Origin of the sequence: Halobacillus sp. SY10, assembly GCF_045401165.1 — a bacterium.
In the GTDB taxonomy this organism is placed as follows: Bacteria; Bacillota; Bacilli; order Bacillales; family Halobacillaceae; genus Halobacillus; species Halobacillus aidingensis.
The window spans coordinates 1,556,114-1,575,761 of sequence record NZ_CP174345.1; the positions used below are offsets into that span (position 1 = coordinate 1,556,114).

A 19,648-nucleotide genomic window follows, 5' to 3' on the forward strand; every position below is an offset into this window, starting at 1 on the left:
TTATGGTGTGGAACTAAACAGAAGCTCAGGAAGGATATCTCAACCTTCTGAGCTTCTGCTTTATTTCATATTTGTTTGGAATAGTTATTTTTCTGTTCGTAGTGCCTGCAAAAGAATCTGTTTATGCTGAGGGGCCAATTCTTTTAATTGGTCCACTGTACAACACCCTGTAAAGTATTGAATCACAAGACCATCAACGAAAGCGATCAGTATAGAAGCGCCTTGCCCGTCTTGAATAACTGGGTATTCTTTGTCAGAGTCAAGCTCTTCCAATTTATCCTGCACATGATCGACCATTTCATTGAAAGCACCACTAAATGTCGTTTCATAGATTTCACCTTGGGTGTAACGGCTCATCACAGCTTTGATTGTTTCTATATTTTGATCATTATAATCCCAGGAATCGTACAAAAATTGTTCAACGAATGCATCTACACTCTTGGCCTCATTACCTCTGACTGCTTTTACATAATCATCCTCAAGCCCTTTCAATAATTCGTCCATATTTCTATGTGAAATTCGATGTTCCATTTGATGCATCCTCCTCATGTGGTTTTACTATTCCTTTCCTACCCCTCACAATCCTCTATTATTCATATTTTCTAAAACTCTTGCTTTTTATTTCGGTATGATTAATGATCCCCTCCAACGTTAACGCTGTGCTATTTACATTGGCAGATGATGGTATAATGACAAAAAAGAGGGGGTGCACGGATGAGTGAAGAGAAAAAAGTAACTTTTATGCTGCCTGATCAACAAAAACAGGCATCAGCCGCAGATACTACAAGCGAAAAGTATTTAGAATTTCTACCGGATGAACTGACGGAATTGGTCAATTCTTTTAATGGCTTTGAGCTTGATACGATTGAATTACACGTGACAGGGGCCCTTGATTCTGGATGAGCGACCAAGCTGTTTGTAGATTTTTCAGGAGAAGCAGGCATGAAGTTTACGTTGAAGAAAAAGGACTAGAAAAAAGAATAAAGGAGAAAGTGGGGGCGTCTATTCCTTTATTTAAACGGGATTATTTATGAGGATCTCTGCCTATCTCTACCTACCTTTGCCTATGTGGTAACGAGCATGGGTCAGGCTGATCGATTTCTTTACTCTTATTCATATAGTTAAGATGAAGATTGACGGTACCAAATGATACGCCAGTTTCCAAAGGAGAAATAGAGATGGTTAAGGTGTTCAGTTATGTTAGGTTCTTCTTATTTATGAGTGTTGGACTTTCATTATGGCAGTTATGGTTCTCATCATTTAACCCTGTAGAGACCGTTGCTTTCTCTTTTTTTATGACTTTTTTCAAATGTTTGTACGAGGTGACTTGGGAAAGAAACACAGATGGTGCTGATTAATCTTGAAATGAAAGCTTTAGCTGAAGAGAGCGATTCTTCCATCAGGGGTGAATCGCCCTTTTTATTTGCTTGGGAAAGTTTGTGAGGTCATTTTTGAGGTAATAGAAGCTCTAAGCGGCCAGGGTATGTTTTCTATCCATAAGGGCTTGATAAAAGGGAGTGTTCTTTGGTGAAATGGAAGTTCATTTTCTATCCGATCATTGCTGGATTACTAGGCGTGATGTTTACGTATATGTTGGACGGATTTACAGTCGATTGGCCGTCTTTTATCGGAATTTTTATAGGAGTTTCAATAAGTCAGTTCATTTTTATGTTTTGGCGTAAAGACGATAACAGTTATTCAGATAGGAAGTAGCTTTATTTTTAATGTTCTTATTACATAAATAGTAGGTATCAAAGTACTATGATAAGGAGACAAACCCATATAATGCATTTATTCTGCCTGAAGGAAATGCTGCTCATATTTGCATTCCCTCGTGTTATACATGTGATTGATCGTCTCGTTTGAGTGTTTTTTATCTAACCAATTTCTTAACGTTTGTAGGTAAACGTTAGAAACTTAATGTCACTTGAACAATTATCTATATAGAACCTTATCACTTTGGGCAAAATGAGAAAGAGGTGATGATATGGATAAAGATGAATTAAAACTCACATCTGCTGAAATAGGAACATTGTGGGGACAGTACGTAAATGGAACGGCCATTGATATTGTCAATAAATATATGCTGTCCACCATAGAAGATGAGGAGATTAAAGTAATCTTTGAAGATGCAATAAAAATTTCAGAAAATCAAAAGCAGCAAATAGCACGGTTTATTGACAACGAAGGATTCCCAATTCCCGTTGGATTTTCAGAATCCGACCTTAATGAAGGCACCAATCGATTGTTTTCTGACATCTTCTGTTTACACTATTTGCATATTATGACGTTGCACGGTTTAATCGGGCATACGACATCACTTAGTTCTTCTGTTAGAAAGGATCTCAGACACTTCTATGAATCATGCAGTAATGATGCTATAACCATGTATCAGCGAACGACTGAATTACTATTGGAGAAGGGGCATTTTCAGAGGGACCCTTACTTTTACCCTGATGAAAAACCTGAATTTGTTTCAGGTCAATCTTTTATTAATGGATTTTCAAGTGATAAACGCCCTTTAGCTGCAACAGAAATCGTTGCTCTATCCCTTAATATAAAGAAAAAAATATTGGAAAAGTCACTTTCTATAGGATTTAGCCAAGTGGCCCAATCAAAAGATGTTAGAAAATTTTTAGAGAGTATGCAAAATGCATCCAACAAACAAATTCAATCATTAGGTAATATCTTGAAAGGAGATAACTTACCTGTTCCAATGTCATGGGAGTCAGAGGTTACTTCTTCACAGGATTCGCCCTTTTCAGACAAGTTAATGTTGTACCACATGGGTTTCTTATTACAATCTGCCCAATCCTACCATGGTTCAGGTCTGGCATCAGCAATGCGAGTAGATCTCGTAACCACTTATGAAAAAATCATATTAAAAAATATAATGATTACAAAAGAGTGGTTTAATTTAATGACCAAAAATAATTGGTTGGAACAGCCACCACTTGCCCCGAATAGAAAGGAAATAGCAAAAGATAAGTAAATAGAGCTGCTGATAGAAAAGGCTTAGCAAATTAGGTGAATTTATGGGAATTGGTTATTCTGAAAAAAGTAAGAAATTAGAAGTTTTATTATGGAGTATTGCTTTGCCGGGCTTTGGGCAATTGTTAAATGGAAAATATATAAAAGGAATATTCCTAGTCATCTTAGAAATCCTGGTTAATATCATGGGGAACTTTAATAAAATCATTATTTTAAGTTTTAATTTTAAGATTGAAGAAGCAATCGCTGAAACCAATTATTTGTGGCTCATGTTTTATCCGTGTTTATACTTCTTTTCTATTTGGGATGCATATAAGGATGCGGGTGGGGGAATGGACAAACCCTTTGCCTATTTGCCTCTTGTATTCTCGGCCTATTTTGTAACAACAGGCCTAATATTTTCATCCGAATTCACATTTTTTGGATACTTATTTGGCCCGATATGGCTGCCTATGTTATTTTTGCCAATTGGCTTAGGGATAGGGGTGATCCTAAGGCGGGTATTATTAAAAAAATATTCAAAGGAAACCATCTAAACATTCACTCTCTTGATGGGAAAATTACAGTTTCGAATCTCAGACAAAAGAGAGGTAAGTGGAAGTGGAGAAATCAACGCCTGCTTAAAAAAGATCAGTCGTATAGGGACAACTATTTCTCCTTAAGAATAAATGGGTTTCACTTCTATATAGAGTACTGAAGTTGCTATACTTGAGACAACTCTATTTATGAAGGGGAGAGGCAGATGACGAAACAAACCATTGGGTTCATCGGCGCAGGTGTGATGGGGAAAAGCATGGCACGCAACTTGATGAAGGCTGGATATGAGCTGAACGTATTTACGCGTACGAAAGAAAAAGCGAACGACCTTTTAGCCGAAGGGGCGAACTGGAAGGAAAGTGTGGCCGGTTTATCGGTGCATTCCGATATCATCATTACGATTGTCGGATATCCAAGCGATGTGAAAGAAGTATATTTCGGTGGCGATGGGATTTTAGAAAATGCCAAGCCAGGTTCCTATGTCATCGATATGACGACGTCTTCACCTGACTTGGCACAGGAGATCGCCGAAAAAGCCGAAGCGGCGGATATTTATGCGTATGATGCTCCTGTATCCGGCGGGGATGTTGGAGCAAGAAGTGGGAAGCTCACCATCATGGTCGGCGGCAGTCAAGAGCCGTTTGACGATATCCTTCCTGTTTTCCAAGCGATGGGTGAGAACATCGTCCTCCAGGGCGAAGCGGGAGCCGGTCAGCATACGAAAATGAGTAACCAAATCGCGATTGCTTCCGGCATGATGGGGGTTTGTGAGGCTATTACATATGCCGAAAAAGCCGGTCTCGATCCGAAAAAAGTGTTAAGCAGTATTGAATTCGGTGCCGCTGGCAGCTGGTCCCTGTCTAATCTTGGACCTCGAATGATTGACGGGAACTTTGATCCAGGGTTTTATGTGAAGCATTTTATAAAAGATATGAAGATCGCCATTGATTCAGCGGAGAACATGCAGATCCCGGTTCCTGGATTGAAACTTGCCAAACAGTTATATGAGGAATTGAGTGAAGCTGGTGGAGATAATGATGGGACGCAGGCGTTGTATAAGTACTATCAAATGATGACACCTGTCTCATAGAAAAAAGCGACCGGACGCGGTCGCTTTATTTTTTGTATTGAAGGATTTTTAGTATGGACTCGAAACAGGTGGTCCGGTAATAGTCGTGCAGTTGAGCATCGTCTCTCATCAACCATTGAATCAAGCTCCCATCAATCATACAGCGGATGCTGATGGCCGCTTGTTCCACATCACCGACTTCAAAGATCTCTTCTTCCAGCCCTTGATGGATGATTTCTCTGCCGATGGACCAACAGTTTTCGTAGAATTTTTGGTTGATCTCTTTATACGAATCGTTATTTTTCACTTGGGATAAAAAGTCCAGGTACACACGATAGAAGTTTTTATTTTCTTCTGGACTGATGAACACACGGTTTATATAGGCTTCAAGCTTCCCAATGGCTGTCTCCTGCTCACTGATGGATGCGGCTTCTTTTTCATAAATGCGTGTCGTAATCCATTCAAACAATTGCGTGAAGACATCGGATTTATTTTTAAAATAATAGTTGGTGACCCCTTTGCTGACATCCGCATAATCGGCGATGTCCTGTAAGGTGACGGATTCATAGCCTTTTTCAGTTGCGGCTTGGAAGGCGGCTTTCAATATCTGCTTACGTCTCTGTTCTGCTTTTTTTGCCATATTCAGTACAACCTCCATAGGATATTCCTTTCCATTATACAAGAAACGGGGGAAGTACACGAATGTTTTATACTGACTGGTCAAAATAAATTGACCGGTCAGTATAAAATGATTTATGATAGATTCATAAGCTATTAAATGACTATTCGGAAGGGGAAATGTACCGATGACCAAAGAATTCAAAGCTCTAGTGGTGAATAAGACGGACGAAGATTTTTCAGTGAATGTAGAATCGTTATCTTTCAATGATCTGCCAGAAGGGGATGTGACGATTCGTGTCCACTATTCCAGCGTCAACTATAAAGATGGATTAGCAAGTATTCCGAACGGAAAAATTGTTCAATCGTATCCTTTTGTACCTGGCATCGACCTTGCCGGTACTGTCGTTTCATCGGATGATGATCGCTACCAGGAAGGGGACGACGTGGTTGTCACAAGCTATGAACTGGGTGTGTCTCATTATGGTGGATACAGCGAATACGCTCGAGTGCCAGGGGATTGGGTCGTACCATTGCCGGAGAATATGTCCTTGAAGGAAGCGATGGCGTTTGGCACGGCAGGATTCACGGCAGCGCTCTCTGTCCACCGTCTCGAAGAAAGCGGCGTCACACCGGAAGACGGAACAATTCTTGTAACTGGAGCTACAGGTGGTGTCGGCAGTATGGCTGTTTCAATGCTTGCAAAACGTGGGTACCATGTGACAGCTAGTACAGGAAAAGAGTCGGAACACGAATATTTGAAAACGTTAGGTGCAGAAGAAATCATATCCCGGGAAGAAGTGACACCAGAGAAGATCCGCCCGATCGGTAAGCAGAAGTGGGCAGGTGTGGTCGATCCTGTGGGAGGAAAAACATTGGCATCTGTCCTGAGCAATACGAAATATGGCGGGGCCGTTGCTGTCAGTGGATTAACGGCCGGGGTTGAAGTACCGACAACGGTCTTCCCTTTCATCCTTAGAGGTGTGAATCTGCTCGGTATTGATTCCGTTTATTGTCCTAAAGACTTGAGGGAGAAGTTATGGAAGCGGATGGCTGCGGATTTGAAGCCGGATGATTTAGGAGAAATCGAAAATGAAGTTACTCTAAAAGAGCTTCCTGATACCTTGTCAGATATTCTACAAGGAAAGGTGAGAGGAAGAACGGTTGTGAACATCCTTTCATAAATGGCCAGCAGGGAGGCGTCTTCTTTTAAGCTTAGAAAAAGTAAAAGCATTCATCAAACCATGTGGAAAGCGTAACCTCTCAAAGGGTTACGCTTTTTTCATAAACCTTGAGTATTTTGAAAGCGTTTGAAATAATTGAAAGGTACATAATGAAATCGATGTAGTATGGATGAAAGGATGTTTTTATATGAGTTCTGCGTCATTGTCCAACAAAGAACGAGCGGTTTCTTTTCTGAAGCAGGTGGCAGATGGAGAGGTAAGGGACGCCTATCAAACATATATCTCTTCTGGTTTTTCCCATCACAATCCTTACTTCCAGGGGGATAAAGGTTCACTGATGAGGGCAATGGAAGAGGACGCATCCAAGAACCCTCATAAAACGCTTGAGGTCCATCGTGCGATTGAAGAAAAAGATTTTGTTGTCGTCCATTCCCACATTAAACAAAACCAGGAAGACACGGGAGCAGCCGTAGTCCATATGATGCGCTTTGACAACGGGAAAATCATTGAGTTGTGGGATATCGGCCAGCCGATTCCAGAAGACACACCGAATGAAAATGGCGCTTTCTAAGTACGATTGTCGTTGGGATGAGAGAAAGGAATGTTCAAGAGACTGATCCGTATAAGTGAAGGTGAAAGGTATGGAGAAATTAAAGTGGATCGATCATGAGCTGAAAGTGAAATATGGCGCAGAAGAAGTTCTTTTGCTGCCAAAAGAATATCAGTTGCTGCAATATTTATGGGAACGACCTTTTCAAGTGTTTTCCAGGGAGGATTTGCTTGATGCTGTATGGTCTATGGAAAATCCGACGGACCGGACCATCGATGACCATATTTACCGGCTCCGGAAAAAGCTGAGGCCGTTAGCCTCTCTCTTAAGCATCTCCACGGTCAGGGGGAAGGGGTATTTGTTGAAAGTGGAGGAGCAAGTTCATCAAAGCCCCCTCGCCGAAGACCAGGATGTTGCCTCAAGTGCGAAAGTGCTTTTTCACAAATACCATCTCTACGGTCAGGGGAAAGCATTGAAGGTGCTTGAGGAAAACCAGGATATTTTCGGTTTTGAACTCGACGTCGAACACCAATGTTATCTTCACTTCATGAAGGGTGATTTTGAGTGGTTCCTGAAGGATGAACGTTCGTTTTGGGATACCTGTTACTATTTGATGCATATCTATTCCTACATTCAACCAGATAAAGAGAAAAGCCTGCATTATTTCACTAAAGCGTTGGCTGAAGAGAAGCTGCCGGGTGCCCATAGGACAGAAATAAGATTGTTGAACCGATTGAGTCTCTTGATCTTCACTAAGAGGCTTTCTGAAGCAGAAAACCAGCTCAGCGCTTCGAAGAAAGAAATCGATGATCGAGGGTTGCACAACTTGTATCCTTTGACTCTATTAACAGAACTCTACCTTGTATTCTTGCAAAACGATAAGCCGGCTATAGAGAAAAAGATGAAGGAAGTGGGAGAGACACTTGAGAAGTACCCTTTCTCTCGGGAGCAAGCGACTTTTTTGATTATGCAGGGGATCCACTGCTTTTGGAATCATGAAGAAGACAAAGCGGATCGTTTCTTTCAAGAGGGATTTAAGCTTTTTAAGGAAGCCAAATATATTCCAGGACTTATGATCAGTCTGAACGTCATCCTCTTTTTCATCCAGGAATTCCGATCAGAGAGTGATTTATTCTCTATATACCAGGAGATGTGGCGGGACCTCGCTTTTGAATACCGATTTTCTGAGTTGAAGAGTCAGATCGAATACCAACTGGATGTTCATTTGAACAGAAAAAAATAGGAGCCTCTGATACTCCTCTGATATTTCTCCGTTATGCTTTTTAAAAGAGAACGGGGAGGTATTAAAATGAAACATTCACTTTGGGGAAACAGGAATTTTGTTACGTTCTTTTCAGCCAATGCGCTGTCCAATTTGGGGAATTGGTTTGACTTTGTAGCTGTGTTGATTTTATTTCGGTATACGTGGCAGGCGGATCCTTTACTGATTGCGTTGATCCCTGTCATGTATGCGATTCCCAGCATATTGCTTGGCCAGTTTGCTGGTGTTTTTGCGGATCGTAAGGATAAGCTGAAAATCCTCATTTATTCCGATTGGATCCGAGGTGTCCTGACGCTGGTGCTCGTTTTCACTCCTTTCCCATTTCTTGCACTGGCATTAATTTTCCTGAGGAATACGGCGGGGGCGATCAGTCTACCTGCCCAGCAGGGACTGGTGAGGAGGATTGTGGAGGAAGAGGACATCATGAAGGCGGTAACGATGAACGGCAGCTTGTTTCAACTTGTGAAAGTGGTGGGGCCTTTGATCGGCGGCTCCCTGACCGCTGCTTTCTCACCATCTTTTTCAATAGCGATCAATAGTGCTTCTTTTCTCCTTTCCGGAGTGATCCTTCTGTTCATTCGTCCGAAGGAGCAGGAGGCGAATGAGCAGAAAGAAAAGCAAGGGGAGGAGGTTGGATTTTGGACATCGTGGAAGGAAGGCTGGAGCTTCGTACTGAAAAGCCGGATTCTGACGGCCAGCCTCTTATACGGTATCGTCACCACTTTGACCATCCAGATGATTGATGCCCAGTTCGTCACCTTATTCAGCGAGGTCTTTCCTGAAAGAGCGGAGCTTACCGGCTGGGTCATTTCCGCGATCGGGATCGGTTCGCTTCTTGTTGTCCTCGCCTTAAACAAATTGGATGGTATCAAAAAATACGGGTGGTTCTTCGGGACAGCGAGCCTTCTCATCGGTGTCATGACCGGTGGTTTCGGCTTTCTGAACGCTTCTACCTTTCTATTTATCGTCATCGTGCTCGGCTTGTTAGGAGGAATCGGGAATGGCCTCGCTTTTACTGCCGTGAACTATCTGATTCAGAAAGAGCCCCCGAAAGAAGCTATTGGGAGGGTATCGGGCATTGTCGACTCCACCTTGAGTCTGTTGTTTATCATCGGTCCGTTACTAGGCGGTCTGCTCATTCATCAGTTGGGTGTAACAATGGCGTTTAGAATGATAGGTTTCTGCCTATTGGGTGTCGGCTTCGTAGGGATTGTCTTCCAGAACCTGATATGGAAGCGGGCCCGGCGCGATGCGAATGAGCATGTAAGGAGGAGAGAGATGCAAGCGAATTCCAACGCTTGAATCCTTAGAGAGATTTTCCAAAAGGAGGGAATCTCTCTTTTTTTATCAAAGAGTGTTGTTTTAGAAAGAATCCTTTGAAATAATTAAATGGAATAGCAGGGCTTGTCAGAGAATGCGTCTTTAAAAAATGATCTCATGGTGAATTTTGAAAGGGGATACATAACCTTGAATACAAAATACTTAGACTTACTTGCTCAAAAATACGATAGCGAAGAAAAAGTCGTCACTGAAATTATCAATCTGAAAGCGATCCTTAACCTGCCAAAAGGAACCGAGCATTTCGTGAGTGACCTTCATGGGGAATACCAAGCATTTCAACATGTGTTGAGAAATGGCTCAGGGAGAGTCAAAGAGAAAATCAGGGATCTTTTTGAAGATGAATTGACGGAGAGGGAATTGGATGAATTCGCGACACTCGTGTTTTATCCGGAAGAAAAAATCAAGCTGATCAAGAACGGTTTTGACAATAATGAAGAGCTGGAAAAATGGTACACGCACACGATCGACCGGATGATCAAGCTCATTTCCTATGCTTCCTCCAAGTACACGCGTTCCAAGTTACGTAAAGCCCTGCCGACTCAGTTCGTTTATATCATAGAAGAACTTCTCTATAAAACGGATGACATTACAAATAAAGAATCGTACTATAAAAAAATCGTCCAGCAGGTTATTTCTCTTGGACAGGCGGACAAGCTCATCAGCGGTCTTGCTTACGCTACACAAAAACTGGTCGTGGACCACCTTCACGTCGTCGGGGATATTTACGACCGGGGACCGGAGCCGGATAAAATCATGGAAACACTCATCCATTATCCATCGGTCGATATCCAGTGGGGCAATCATGATGTTCTATGGATCGGTGCTTTTGCCGGATCGAAGGTGTGTCTTGCCAATATCCTGCGCATTTGCGCCCGCTACAACAATTTGGAAATCATTGAAGATGCGTATGGCATCAATTTAAGGCCGCTGCTCAATCTTGCTGAGAAATATTATGGCGATCATGCTGCCTTCAGATCTAAAATCCATACTGATGACAAACCATCAGATCATGAGCAGCTGCAGATTACGAAAATGCATCAGGCGATCGCGATGATTCAGTTCAAACTCGAGAGTTCGATCATTAAGAGGCGGCCGTATTTCCATATGTCTGAGCGTTTGCTGCTTGAAAAAGTGGATTATGACCGCGAAGAAATCACGCTTCACGGAAAAACGTATCCTCTTGAAAATCCGTGCTTTGCAACGATCGATCCTGAAGACCCAAATCGTCTCCTGGAGGAAGAGGAGAAGGTGATCGAAAAGCTGCTCTTTTCCATCCAGCATTCGGAGAAGCTTGCAAGACATATGAAATTCCTTATGAAAAAGGGCAGCCTTTATTTGAAATACAACGGCAACTTGTTGATTCACGGGTGTATCCCGGTTGATGAAGAAGGAAATATGGAGAAAATGACGATTGAAGACAAGTCCTATGCCGGGCGTGAGCTGCTCGATATTTTTGAGCACTATCTACGTCATTCGTTTGCGAATCCAAAAGAAACCGATGACTTGGCGACAGATATGGTTTGGTATTTATGGACAGGTCAATTTTCTTCCCTGTTCGGGAAAAGGGAAATGACGACGTTCGAGCGCTACTTCATCACTGATAAAACCACACACAAAGAGAGAAAAAACCCATACTATTATTTGCGGGAAGATGAAGAAGTCTGCCGTAAAATTCTTGCTGAATTCGACTTGAATCCAGACCAGGGCCATATCATCAATGGACATACGCCTGTGAAAGAAATCGAGGGAGAAAACCCGATTAAAGCAGGCGGAAAGATGGTCGTCATCGATGGAGGATTTTCGAAAGCCTATCAATCGACGACAGGCATTGCTGGGTACACTCTATTGTATAACTCTTTCGGCATGCAGCTTGTCGCCCATAAGCGCTTCAACTCGAAGGAAGAAGTCCTGCGGGATGGAACGGATGTTTTATCTGTGAAGCGATTGGTAGATAAGGAGCTTGAGAGGAAGAAGGTTTTAGAGACGAATGTAGGGGAAGAACTGCTGCAGGAGATTTATATTTTAAACAGCTTGATGGAATACAAGTATATGAAATAAGGCGATGTAAAAAGGACGATGGCTCTTCATTGAGCCATCGTCCTTTTTTAGGTTTCATCTTTGTCAGGCGGCCGTCCATGAGAAGTTTCATATGATGGACAGAATCAGCGATGGTCTACCACTTAATGCTGCAGCCGACAATGATCAATAGAATGAACAATACCACAATCAAAACAAAATTGTTTCGACGTGGACGACAGTGATACATAGGAGCGGACGGCATGTGAGGCATATTCGCACCCATATATGGCGCGTTTACATTTGCACCCATCGTGTACGGAGCATTAACATTTTCCATGTGAAAACATCCCTTTCGTTTTGTTTCTTTGTCACTATATTGTACTCGCCTAACAGAAAGTTGAGCCCGTCAACCTTAAAAATGGGTGCATGTCACGAGTACACAAAACAGGGATTTTCAATACTTAGGCTTATAGATCAGCTCATATAGGTAATGCCTGAACGATACTGATGTCTTGTTGTGGTGGACGATGAATGGCCTCGTTTTCTGAATCGTACGACCGGCAGAGAATCTGGCTAATGGTTGGAAAGACGGGCGTGTGATCAAGCTCGTCAAATAAGCCGACTGCTGACTGTTTTCCTTCCTTTTCGTATTCAGGCCTTCGATCATTTTTGCTTCTGTCCGGATACTGAATCCATGACCGAAAAACTCGTCATTTCCCATCGCGATTGCGTTGACTCCCCGAAACCATGGAGTGGCCGGGTTCACATCAGGGTTGTTGAAATACACAACATCTCCCGGTATATAATGATTCACAAAATTTGAATACAACCCTAGATCATCATCGGTGTGCCAGCTGTATAAGTAGAGGTTTGGAAAGAGTGTGCTGAAGGAAGAATCGCCCATCGTTTTCAGGAGGCCGTGATAAAAGTTGATCACACAAGCGGTCGCACATTCGAATTTATACTGATCACTATTTTTGAAAATATCCTGGATCGCAGCAGCAGGGGAGGCCTGCCGTCGCAATAAAAAACCACCGGCTCTGGTCAGCTGCCAATAGTCAGGATTGCAGCGCGCTGTACGAAAAGTAGCAAAGGTTGACTCTCCATCGTTCATTTCTTTAGCACTAAGGATGATATTTTTTCTGCTTCTGACCTCAAATAGAAGCTCCTTTTCCGAAGAAAAAGAGTAGATGTTCGGAGTCTTTTGTAAAGCCTTTATGATTGTCGTCTCGATTTGATCTGGCTTCCACGAATCACTAGGTTGATACGGCATCCCGGATACCTGGATCATACGGATCCTCCTTTGCGAAGTGAAACATTTGTCCTTGTACCTATCCTATTCATGAGTGGAGGGGATGATGTGTAGAGGCTTTTCTCTAGTCTTTCATGGAATTAGTCTTTATAGGGGGGAGTCGCGCACAGGAAGAGTGAGACGCGCGCAGGGAAGGTGAGACGCGCGCAAGAAGAGTGAGACGCGCGCAGGAAGAGTGAGACGCGCGCAGGGAAGGTGAGACGCGCGCAGGAAGAGTGAGACGCGCGCAGGAAGAGTGAGACGCGCGCAGGAAGAGTGAGACGCGCGCAGGAAGAGTGAGACGCGCGCAAGAAGAGTGAGACGCGCGCAGGAAGAGTGAGACGCGCGCAGGAAGAGTGAGACGCGCGCAGGAAGAGTGAGACGCGCGCAGGAAGAGTGAGACGCGCGCAAGAAGCGGTGGACCGCACGCAAGAAATCCCGAACCGCGCACATGAAAAAAGGAGCCATGATTTCATGGCTCCTTACTCTTTGTACCGCAGCCAATCTCCTTTGATCACTTGATCAGAGAGCTGCAGTTCGCTTCTGGCTTTGCTTCTTCCTTTTTCACATGCCTGGTTGGATAAGGGGGTACCTTTTTCTGTATCAAGGCATTGTCCTTTGACATACATCGTAGATTCAGAGATGTAATTGCCGTTGCGGAAGGTGACGAAGGCGTCGTGTTCCCGGGTGAGCAGGTTCTCACTAAAGCTCATATAGTTCGCGCTCCGTTTTCCAAGAAGGTGTAGAACGGTCGCACGGATATCGATCTGGCCGGCGATTTCATCAAACACTTCTCCCTGTAATCCGGGAATATGGATCAGGACAGGGACGCGCTGGTTTTTGATGTGGGAAAAAGTCGTCTCTGGCTGGTCGAGCAGTTCGAATAGACCATCCTCATATTCCGTCGAAACCCCGTAATGATCTCCATAAAGGATGAACATCGTATTTTCATACATCTCTTGTTCTTGCAATTTCTCTATAAAGGTTTCAACGGACTGATCCAAGTAGTGGACCGTTGACAGATAGCGGTTTACGACGGGTTCTGAGGTCACGTCCGTTTCAAAGGTCTGATCCTCTTCATGGAGTAAAAAAGGGAAGTGGTTCGTCAACGTGATGAATTTGGCTAAATAAGGCGTGTCCAATTCCTTCAATGTAGGAATGGACTGCTCGAAGAAATGGTGATCCTCAAGACCATAGTTGATGGAGTTTTCTTCGGTGACCTTATAATCTCTTTCTGAAAAAAAGCGGTCATAGCCTAACGTGTCATACATTTCCGTCCGGTTCCAGAACGAACGCTCATTGCCGTGAAAAACGGCCGATTGGTAGTTTCCGAGAATCTCGGGAAGTCCGTGAAACGCATTGTCGGGACGGCGGACGAAGACGGAACCGCCGTCGAGCGGGTAGAGGCCGGTATCGATCATGAACTCGGCATCGGAACTTTTTCCCTGAGCGGTTTGTTCATAGAGGTTGGAAAAATAAAAGCTCTCGTTCTTGATTTTGTTTAAGAACGGGGTCACTTCCTGGCCATCAACTTCTAAGTCCAGTACAAAATTTTGTACGGATTCAAGCCCTATGAAAACGACATTCATTCCTTCAGCTTCCCCGAACCATTCGGTCATCTCCTTTTCCTGCTCCTTGACGTGTGCCTGCATCGGCTCCGCATCTCTAGGGTCTGACATCCATTTGAACAGCGGGGAGCGTATGGAATGTCCGACATCGAATAATTGATAGGTGAACAAACTCATTGTCTGCACAAATTGGGTGCGGTTGTAATTTTCCTTGAGAACATACGGCTTGTAGAGGAGGCCGGCCGCAAGCATGGTGATTGTCAAAAGACTTGCGACTCCAAGGTACCACTTTTTCGGGGGCAACTGGAATGTTTCTTTTTTGAACAACACCCAACCGACCACAAATATATCTAAAAATAAAAGTAGATCCCACGGGGAAAAAAGCTCCCACGTACTGCGGCTCAATCCGCCGACATTCCCGATTTGAAGCAGGATCGTCAAGGTCATGAAGTCTTCATAAAAACGATAGTACAGGAGGTGGGCATACATCCAGAACGTCGTGAGAAACAGGAGTGCAGGAGATACCCACTTCCTGTACCGGTCAGGTGTAAAAAGCGGCACGCTGAAAAGAAGCATCACAGGACCGATGATGGTCAGAATCATTAAAAGGTGTCCAGGCCAATGTATCGGCTGCAGCTGAAAACCGATGTACATAAGAAGGACGATTTTGACACAATAAAAGGCGATCAGTCCCGTGTACGCTTTCATGAAGAAATCCTTTTCTGTTCGGTCTCTTTCAAGCGTTTCATGGCATCAAGCAACCGGGTGATGTTCACATGAGAGACCGTTCCCATCAGGGCAATCTGCATCCAGTTCTGCTCTCGCAAATAGCTGCTTTCATAATTAACTAAAATCCCCTGCTTCTTTAACCGATCCCCATAGGTGACGGAAGTTTGCGTTGAAGGGAGAGCGATGGTGATGATTCCATTTGAGTACGTCTTATCACCAAGAACCGCCCAGCCTTGGTTTTCCAATTCCGACCGCAGCAGACCCATCCATTCTGCCTTCGCTGGTCCATCAAGCTCCAATGCTTTTTTCAAAGCAAAGAGAGCGTTTGATGAGTGGGTGAACGGTGTGCTTTTCTTGGATGTGTACAAGCCTAAGTCCAAATATCTTGGAATCGTAGAATTCGGGAACGGCTTGTGATTATGAAAGACGATGGCGAGGCCGGGATAAGAGCCAAGACCTTTCCCGCTCACACTTGAAGCCAGGTACACACCATCAAGGTCCACCTCATCGAGGCCGAGGGAGCTGCATGCATCGATACATAGGTGAACATCATAGTCGGCTGCTGCTTCTTTCAGTGCTCCAAGGTCATATAAATAGCCGGTGGACGTTTCGCAATGGACCGTCCATATCCAGCGAATGCTCGGGTGCTCATCCAACATGGAACGGACTTCTTCCATGGAGATGGCCGTGTTCCACTCTTTTTGGATGGTATGAAAAGGGAGGCCTGCTCTTTTGGCGTGGTCGATCAGCCGCTCTCCGAACTCTCCATTGGACAAAATCAGTCCGTCCCCTTCAAGCTGCTTGATTTGCTGGGCCACGACATCATTGGCAAGCGTCCCCGTTCCGACAAGGATGGAAGCGTGAGAGGCGTTCGCTTTCTCAGTTAACAGAGACTGTACATTGGTCATCATCTCCAAAAAATCATGGGAACGGTGCGATTGTGTCGCTCTGCTCAGTGACTGAGCCACATCTTCATCCATCGAAACAGGTCCGGATAAAAAAGAAATCGGCTCATATCGGGCGAGAATGCGTTGATACGCCTGTGTCGCCTTGACGAAATTCTCTTTCGTCAGCTTCATCGGCTGAAATGCAGCTTCTTTCGTCCCTACAGTATGGGCAAACGGTTCAAAGCCCAGCTTTCGATACAAGACGTGCTCGCGTTCGGTACCGGAAATGAGCGCGACATCAAATTTTTGTTTCAGGCAGTAGCTCGCCAGCTGGTCAATCATACCGAAAAAGGTCGTCCGCTTCCGGTATTCCTTTTTCACCGATAACAAACGAATTTCACAGGGAGTGGATTCCTCTTCCAAATAGTCATCAATATTCGGTAACTTATGATCGAGAGAAAAGGGACGCTCCCCCCGGACGGCAATCATGCCGATGACTTCCTTTTCCTTTTTTGCAATAATATATGTATTTTCATTATGAAATTTATCTGTAAGTCTGCGAGATTCGTTCTGGTTATGTTGGGGAATCTCTTCGACGAAGGTCGCGTAATTCAACTGATGGATTTGTTCGTATTCTTCTTCTGTTGAAGCCACTTTATAGATGAACGGTTGTTTCATAGATGTTCCTCCTCTTTCATGCTGCCTGGATGTACAGGGTATAGATGGGAAAGGACGACCAATCCATACCCAATCAAAAGTCCGAAGCTTACAGCCGGATTTCCTCGGAAAAAGGCACTGACCACAGGAATGATCATGGCGACTACCATCACTTTTGAAAAAGAGACGGGTAGGTATTTCGCGAGTAAAGCGGCTCCTCCAAAGATCAAAAGTCCCGGCCACTCCAGGACAAGTGTGCAGGCGAGATAGGCGACAACGCCCTTGCCGCCACACCCCTTCAGCCAAATCGACCAAATATGACCAGCCACCGCGGCAATGATCATCGCCGCAAGGATAACAGAAGAGATGCTTAGGTAAAGAGCAAGGCTGAGAGGAAGAATGGTTTTTAGTGCATCGATGACCACGGTCCAAATGAACGCCTGTTTACCCGCTACCCTTCCTGCATTCCTTGCCCCGCCTGTTCCACTTCCAAGCGTTGTAATATCTTTCTGGAGCTTATATTTCGTCATCACGTATGCGCCATTGATTCCAGCGAGCAAATAGCTGATGATCGGCCAAACCCACATGTCCCCACCCCTCATGGTTTCCAACATCTATCATACGATGCAGCCCTTCAAATCGTTTCATAACATGGAAAATTTATACGGTGACACCTGACATTTTACAATTATTTCAAAATGTCAGGTGGATGACAAAAGATTTGCTTTTCGGCAGCAGCCAGCTACTTTTTCTGGAAATATTCTTTATAATAGAAAGATAATAGTCGGGGAAAGGCGGATGCAGAAGGTCATTCCCTTTGACCTGAAAAGGAGGGGTTAATCGTGCCAACGATCAAGGACAAGTTAAAGTTATCGAAATATAAGAATCTGGCTGTCCTTCACCAGCCGGAAGACTATCATTTATTTGATGAGCAACCGACAACACTTTCCGAACATCATGATGCGATTTTCATTTTTGTGAAAAACCTGGAGGAGATGAAAGAACACTTGCAAACGCTTCTTGATCATGAGGGAGTTTTAACAGAGAAAGGCTATGTTTTCTTTGCCTATCCGAAAAAGGGAAATACCCGCTATGATACGTACATACACAGGGATGACATGTTTCCGGCATTGAGAATCGGGGAGGATAAGTACGTCGAAGGCAGTGACATCAAGTTTTCGCGTATGGTCAGTATGGATGACGTGTTCACGGTTGTCGGCATGAAGCGGGAGAAGAAAAAAGCACCGAAAACGACTCCACCCAGTCAGTGTGTCTCAGACTATGAACACAAGATAGAGGAAGTCGAAAACTTACTAAAGGATCATCCGTTCGAACAGGAATTTTACAGGAGCTTGACGCCAGGTTATAAACGCGATTGGGCGCGCCAGGTCTTTTCTGCGAAACAGCAATCGACTCGTGATAAACGGGCAAAACAGATGATTGAAGTCTTAGCTGAAGGATATAAATCACTGGATTTGTACCGTCGTAAGAAAAAATAGCTTAAAAAAAGACCAAACCCGTGGGGCTTGGTCTTTTCTTTATTAATGAGATAGGTGCTCAGCCTCACGCGTAAGGACAGAGGATTCGGATTTGTTTCCTTCTTTCAACAAGTAACCGATGACGGCGCCCATTAACGCGGGTAGGATCCAGCCGAGTCCGATTCCGTATAAGGGAAGGTGTGAGCTATAAAAGCTGCTGATGGACTCCATCAGAGGGTTGGCTGCACCTGGGATTGTTCCCAACAAAGCGTTATAGCCATCGATGGTACTGACGAAAAAGGTCAGCGTCATGGCTCCGGCATAGACCGTACGTTTATGCTGGAACAGTTTGGAGCTGAGCCCCAAAAGGATCAGGACGATCGCCATTGGGTATAAGAACATCAGCACAGGGATCGCGTACTGGATGATGTTTGTCAGACCGAAGTTTGCGATCATGAACGACATCAACGAAAGGAGCAGCACGAATGTTTTGTAGCTGATTTTCGGATAAACCGTATGGAAAAATTCACTACAGGCGATGATCAGTCCGATACTTGTTTTCAAACAGGCGAGGACAATGATGATGGCAAGTAAAATCGCTCCATAAGGACCGAAATAATGCTCGGCTACTGCAGCAAAGGTCAGACCGCCATTCTCAAGATTCCCGACGACAGAAACGCTGGAGGCGCCCATGTAAGCAATGAGTCCATAAATGAGCATCATGAGCACCATGGCGAAAATTCCTGATTTCCATGTGGTTTGGGCGATGGCCTTCGTATCAGTGATTCCCATATTACGAATCGCGGTGATGACGACAATTCCAAGCGCCAACCCACCGAGGGCATCCATCGTATTATAACCTTCTGTGAACCCTGTCATGAAAGGGACCGAAGCATAATCGCCAGTCGGGGCACCGAAACCACCCATCGGTTTGACGATGGTGGTGATGATGAGTATAGATAAAAACAGTAAGAAAGTCGGTGTTAAATATTTCCCGACGATATCCATGACTTTAGCTGAGTTCAGAGAAAAATAATAGACGAGTGCGAAAAAGATAAAACTGAACACCGCAAGCCATAGTTGAGTCTGGTCCGGATGGATGAATGGTTCAAATCCAACGACAAATGGGACGGTCGCTGTTCTTGGAATGGCGAAAAATGGACCGATCGTCAAATAGAGAATGACCGCAAAAGAGATCCCGAATAATGGGTGGATGCGTCCCGCCAAGTCATTCAAGCCTTGACTGCCTGACAAAACGATCGCAAGAATTCCCATCAAAGGAAGTGCTATCGCTGTTACGAGAAAACCGATCAATGCCGGCCAGAAGGAAGTTCCAGCCATTTGTCCGAGTTGAATAGGGAAAATTAAATTGCCTGCACCGAAGAAGAGGCCGAAAAGCATCGTCCCGATGACGGCATAGGTAGAGAATGAGTTTTTCTGTTTCATA

At 44.2% G+C, this 19,648-nt stretch carries 19 protein-coding genes; 11 read left to right on the plus strand and 8 right to left on the minus strand.

Annotated elements, in window-relative coordinates; genetic code table 11:
- Positions 1-84: 84 nt before the first annotated feature.
- The gene (locus ACJA3J_RS08030) at positions 85-531 is read right to left on the minus strand and encodes a hypothetical protein (RefSeq protein ID WP_244157041.1); all 447 of its coding nucleotides are present in this window, start codon (positions 529-531) and stop codon (positions 85-87) included.
- Between the two features lie 183 nt (positions 532-714).
- Between ACJA3J_RS08030 and ACJA3J_RS08035 the strand changes: the two genes are divergently transcribed.
- The 5 genes from ACJA3J_RS08035 (at position 715) to ACJA3J_RS08055 (ending at position 4,618) form a co-directional block, all read left to right on the plus strand.
- The gene (locus ACJA3J_RS08035; protein ID WP_406945967.1) at positions 715-903 is read left to right on the plus strand and encodes a hypothetical protein; all 189 of its coding nucleotides are present in this window, start codon (positions 715-717) and stop codon (positions 901-903) included.
- A gap of 624 nt (positions 904-1,527) precedes the next feature.
- On the plus strand, positions 1,528-1,713 hold the full coding sequence (locus tag ACJA3J_RS08040) for a hypothetical protein (protein ID WP_089650971.1): 186 nt from the start codon (positions 1,528-1,530) through the stop codon (positions 1,711-1,713).
- Positions 1,714-1,987: 274 nt separating this feature from the next.
- A complete protein-coding gene (locus tag ACJA3J_RS08045) occupies positions 1,988-2,992 on the plus strand; it encodes a DUF3231 family protein (RefSeq protein WP_406945968.1) in 1,005 nt (334 codons plus the stop codon).
- A 43-nt stretch (positions 2,993-3,035) separates the two neighbouring features.
- A complete protein-coding gene (locus tag ACJA3J_RS08050) occupies positions 3,036-3,527 on the plus strand; it encodes a hypothetical protein (RefSeq protein WP_406945969.1) in 492 nt (163 codons plus the stop codon).
- Positions 3,528-3,733: 206 nt separating this feature from the next.
- On the plus strand, positions 3,734-4,618 hold the full coding sequence (locus ACJA3J_RS08055; RefSeq protein ID WP_406945970.1) for an NAD(P)-dependent oxidoreductase: 885 nt from the start codon (positions 3,734-3,736) through the stop codon (positions 4,616-4,618).
- Between the two features lie 25 nt (positions 4,619-4,643).
- On the opposite strand, the gene ACJA3J_RS08060 is transcribed toward ACJA3J_RS08055, so the two are convergent.
- Positions 4,644-5,237 carry a TetR/AcrR family transcriptional regulator gene (locus ACJA3J_RS08060; RefSeq protein WP_089650975.1) on the minus strand — a complete coding sequence of 198 codons (594 nt, stop codon included), beginning with the start codon at positions 5,235-5,237 and terminating at the stop codon, positions 4,644-4,646.
- 166 nt (positions 5,238-5,403) lie between these two features.
- Between ACJA3J_RS08060 and ACJA3J_RS08065 the strand changes: the two genes are divergently transcribed.
- The 5 genes from ACJA3J_RS08065 (at position 5,404) to ACJA3J_RS08085 (ending at position 11,630) form a co-directional block, all read left to right on the plus strand.
- A complete protein-coding gene (locus ACJA3J_RS08065) occupies positions 5,404-6,399 on the plus strand; it encodes an acryloyl-CoA reductase (RefSeq protein WP_406945971.1) in 996 nt (331 codons plus the stop codon).
- A gap of 187 nt (positions 6,400-6,586) precedes the next feature.
- Entirely contained in the window at positions 6,587-6,970 is a 384-nt protein-coding gene (locus ACJA3J_RS08070) for a nuclear transport factor 2 family protein (protein WP_089650977.1), read from the plus strand.
- Positions 6,971-7,040: 70 nt separating this feature from the next.
- Positions 7,041-8,192: a winged helix-turn-helix domain-containing protein gene (locus ACJA3J_RS08075; RefSeq protein WP_406945972.1), complete on the plus strand. Its 1,152-nt coding sequence runs from the start codon at positions 7,041-7,043 to the stop codon at positions 8,190-8,192.
- Positions 8,193-8,258: 66 nt separating this feature from the next.
- Positions 8,259-9,533: an MFS transporter gene (locus tag ACJA3J_RS08080; protein WP_406945973.1), complete on the plus strand. Its 1,275-nt coding sequence runs from the start codon at positions 8,259-8,261 to the stop codon at positions 9,531-9,533.
- Between the two features lie 165 nt (positions 9,534-9,698).
- Positions 9,699-11,630, plus strand: a complete 1,932-nt coding sequence (locus ACJA3J_RS08085; protein ID WP_406945974.1) for a fructose-1,6-bisphosphatase — start codon at positions 9,699-9,701, stop codon at positions 11,628-11,630.
- 115 nt (positions 11,631-11,745) lie between these two features.
- On the opposite strand, the gene ACJA3J_RS08090 is transcribed toward ACJA3J_RS08085, so the two are convergent.
- The 5 genes from ACJA3J_RS08090 to ACJA3J_RS08110 form a co-directional block, all read right to left on the minus strand.
- A complete protein-coding gene (locus ACJA3J_RS08090) occupies positions 11,746-11,928 on the minus strand; it encodes a YjcZ family sporulation protein (protein WP_089650981.1) in 183 nt (60 codons plus the stop codon).
- A 117-nt stretch (positions 11,929-12,045) separates the two neighbouring features.
- On the minus strand, positions 12,046-12,882 hold the full coding sequence (locus ACJA3J_RS08095; RefSeq protein ID WP_115894302.1) for a protein-glutamine gamma-glutamyltransferase: 837 nt from the start codon (positions 12,880-12,882) through the stop codon (positions 12,046-12,048).
- Between the two features lie 482 nt (positions 12,883-13,364).
- Positions 13,365-15,158 (minus strand): LTA synthase family protein, encoded by a 1,794-nt coding sequence (locus ACJA3J_RS08100; protein WP_406945975.1) that lies wholly within the window; start codon positions 15,156-15,158, stop codon positions 13,365-13,367.
- Complete coding sequence (locus ACJA3J_RS08105; protein WP_406945976.1) at positions 15,155-16,744, minus strand: aminotransferase class V-fold PLP-dependent enzyme; 1,590 nt, start codon at positions 16,742-16,744, stop codon at positions 15,155-15,157. Before ACJA3J_RS08105 ends, ACJA3J_RS08100 begins: the two co-directional genes overlap by 4 nt.
- On the minus strand, positions 16,741-17,310 hold the full coding sequence (locus ACJA3J_RS08110) for a glycerol-3-phosphate acyltransferase (RefSeq protein ID WP_406945977.1): 570 nt from the start codon (positions 17,308-17,310) through the stop codon (positions 16,741-16,743). The genes ACJA3J_RS08105 and ACJA3J_RS08110 overlap by 4 nt, the downstream gene beginning before the upstream one ends.
- A 255-nt stretch (positions 17,311-17,565) precedes the next feature.
- Here ACJA3J_RS08110 and ACJA3J_RS08115 point away from each other — a divergent pair, with 255 nt between their 5' ends.
- Positions 17,566-18,222: a YdeI/OmpD-associated family protein gene (locus ACJA3J_RS08115; protein ID WP_406945978.1), complete on the plus strand. Its 657-nt coding sequence runs from the start codon at positions 17,566-17,568 to the stop codon at positions 18,220-18,222.
- 42 nt (positions 18,223-18,264) lie between these two features.
- Here ACJA3J_RS08115 and brnQ read toward each other — a convergent pair whose 3' ends face one another.
- A complete protein-coding gene (gene brnQ / locus ACJA3J_RS08120) occupies positions 18,265-19,647 on the minus strand; it encodes a branched-chain amino acid transport system II carrier protein (protein ID WP_406945979.1) in 1,383 nt (460 codons plus the stop codon).
- Position 19,648: the final 1 nt, after the last annotated feature.

Coding starts and splice junctions, on each gene's coding strand:
- ACJA3J_RS08055 (WP_406945970.1), top strand. CDS start 3,734: ATGACGAAACAAACCATTGGGTTCATCGGCGCAGGTGTGATGGGGAAA.
- ACJA3J_RS08105 (WP_406945976.1), bottom strand. CDS start 16,744: ATGAAACAACCGTTCATCTATAAAGTGGCTTCAACAGAAGAAGAATAC.
- ACJA3J_RS08030 (WP_244157041.1), bottom strand. CDS start 531: ATGGAACATCGAATTTCACATAGAAATATGGACGAATTATTGAAAGGG.
- ACJA3J_RS08060 (WP_089650975.1), bottom strand. CDS start 5,237: ATGGCAAAAAAAGCAGAACAGAGACGTAAGCAGATATTGAAAGCCGCC.
- ACJA3J_RS08100 (WP_406945975.1), bottom strand. CDS start 15,158: ATGAAAGCGTACACGGGACTGATCGCCTTTTATTGTGTCAAAATCGTC.
- ACJA3J_RS08090 (WP_089650981.1), bottom strand. CDS start 11,928: ATGGAAAATGTTAATGCTCCGTACACGATGGGTGCAAATGTAAACGCG.
- ACJA3J_RS08070 (WP_089650977.1), top strand. CDS start 6,587: ATGAGTTCTGCGTCATTGTCCAACAAAGAACGAGCGGTTTCTTTTCTG.
- brnQ (WP_406945979.1), bottom strand. CDS start 19,647: ATGAAACAGAAAAACTCATTCTCTACCTATGCCGTCATCGGGACGATG.
- ACJA3J_RS08080 (WP_406945973.1), top strand. CDS start 8,259: ATGAAACATTCACTTTGGGGAAACAGGAATTTTGTTACGTTCTTTTCA.
- ACJA3J_RS08050 (WP_406945969.1), top strand. CDS start 3,036: ATGGGAATTGGTTATTCTGAAAAAAGTAAGAAATTAGAAGTTTTATTA.
- ACJA3J_RS08075 (WP_406945972.1), top strand. CDS start 7,041: ATGGAGAAATTAAAGTGGATCGATCATGAGCTGAAAGTGAAATATGGC.
- ACJA3J_RS08065 (WP_406945971.1), top strand. CDS start 5,404: ATGACCAAAGAATTCAAAGCTCTAGTGGTGAATAAGACGGACGAAGAT.
- ACJA3J_RS08095 (WP_115894302.1), bottom strand. CDS start 12,882: ATGATCCAGGTATCCGGGATGCCGTATCAACCTAGTGATTCGTGGAAG.
- ACJA3J_RS08045 (WP_406945968.1), top strand. CDS start 1,988: ATGGATAAAGATGAATTAAAACTCACATCTGCTGAAATAGGAACATTG.
- ACJA3J_RS08035 (WP_406945967.1), top strand. CDS start 715: ATGAGTGAAGAGAAAAAAGTAACTTTTATGCTGCCTGATCAACAAAAA.
- ACJA3J_RS08110 (WP_406945977.1), bottom strand. CDS start 17,310: ATGTGGGTTTGGCCGATCATCAGCTATTTGCTCGCTGGAATCAATGGC.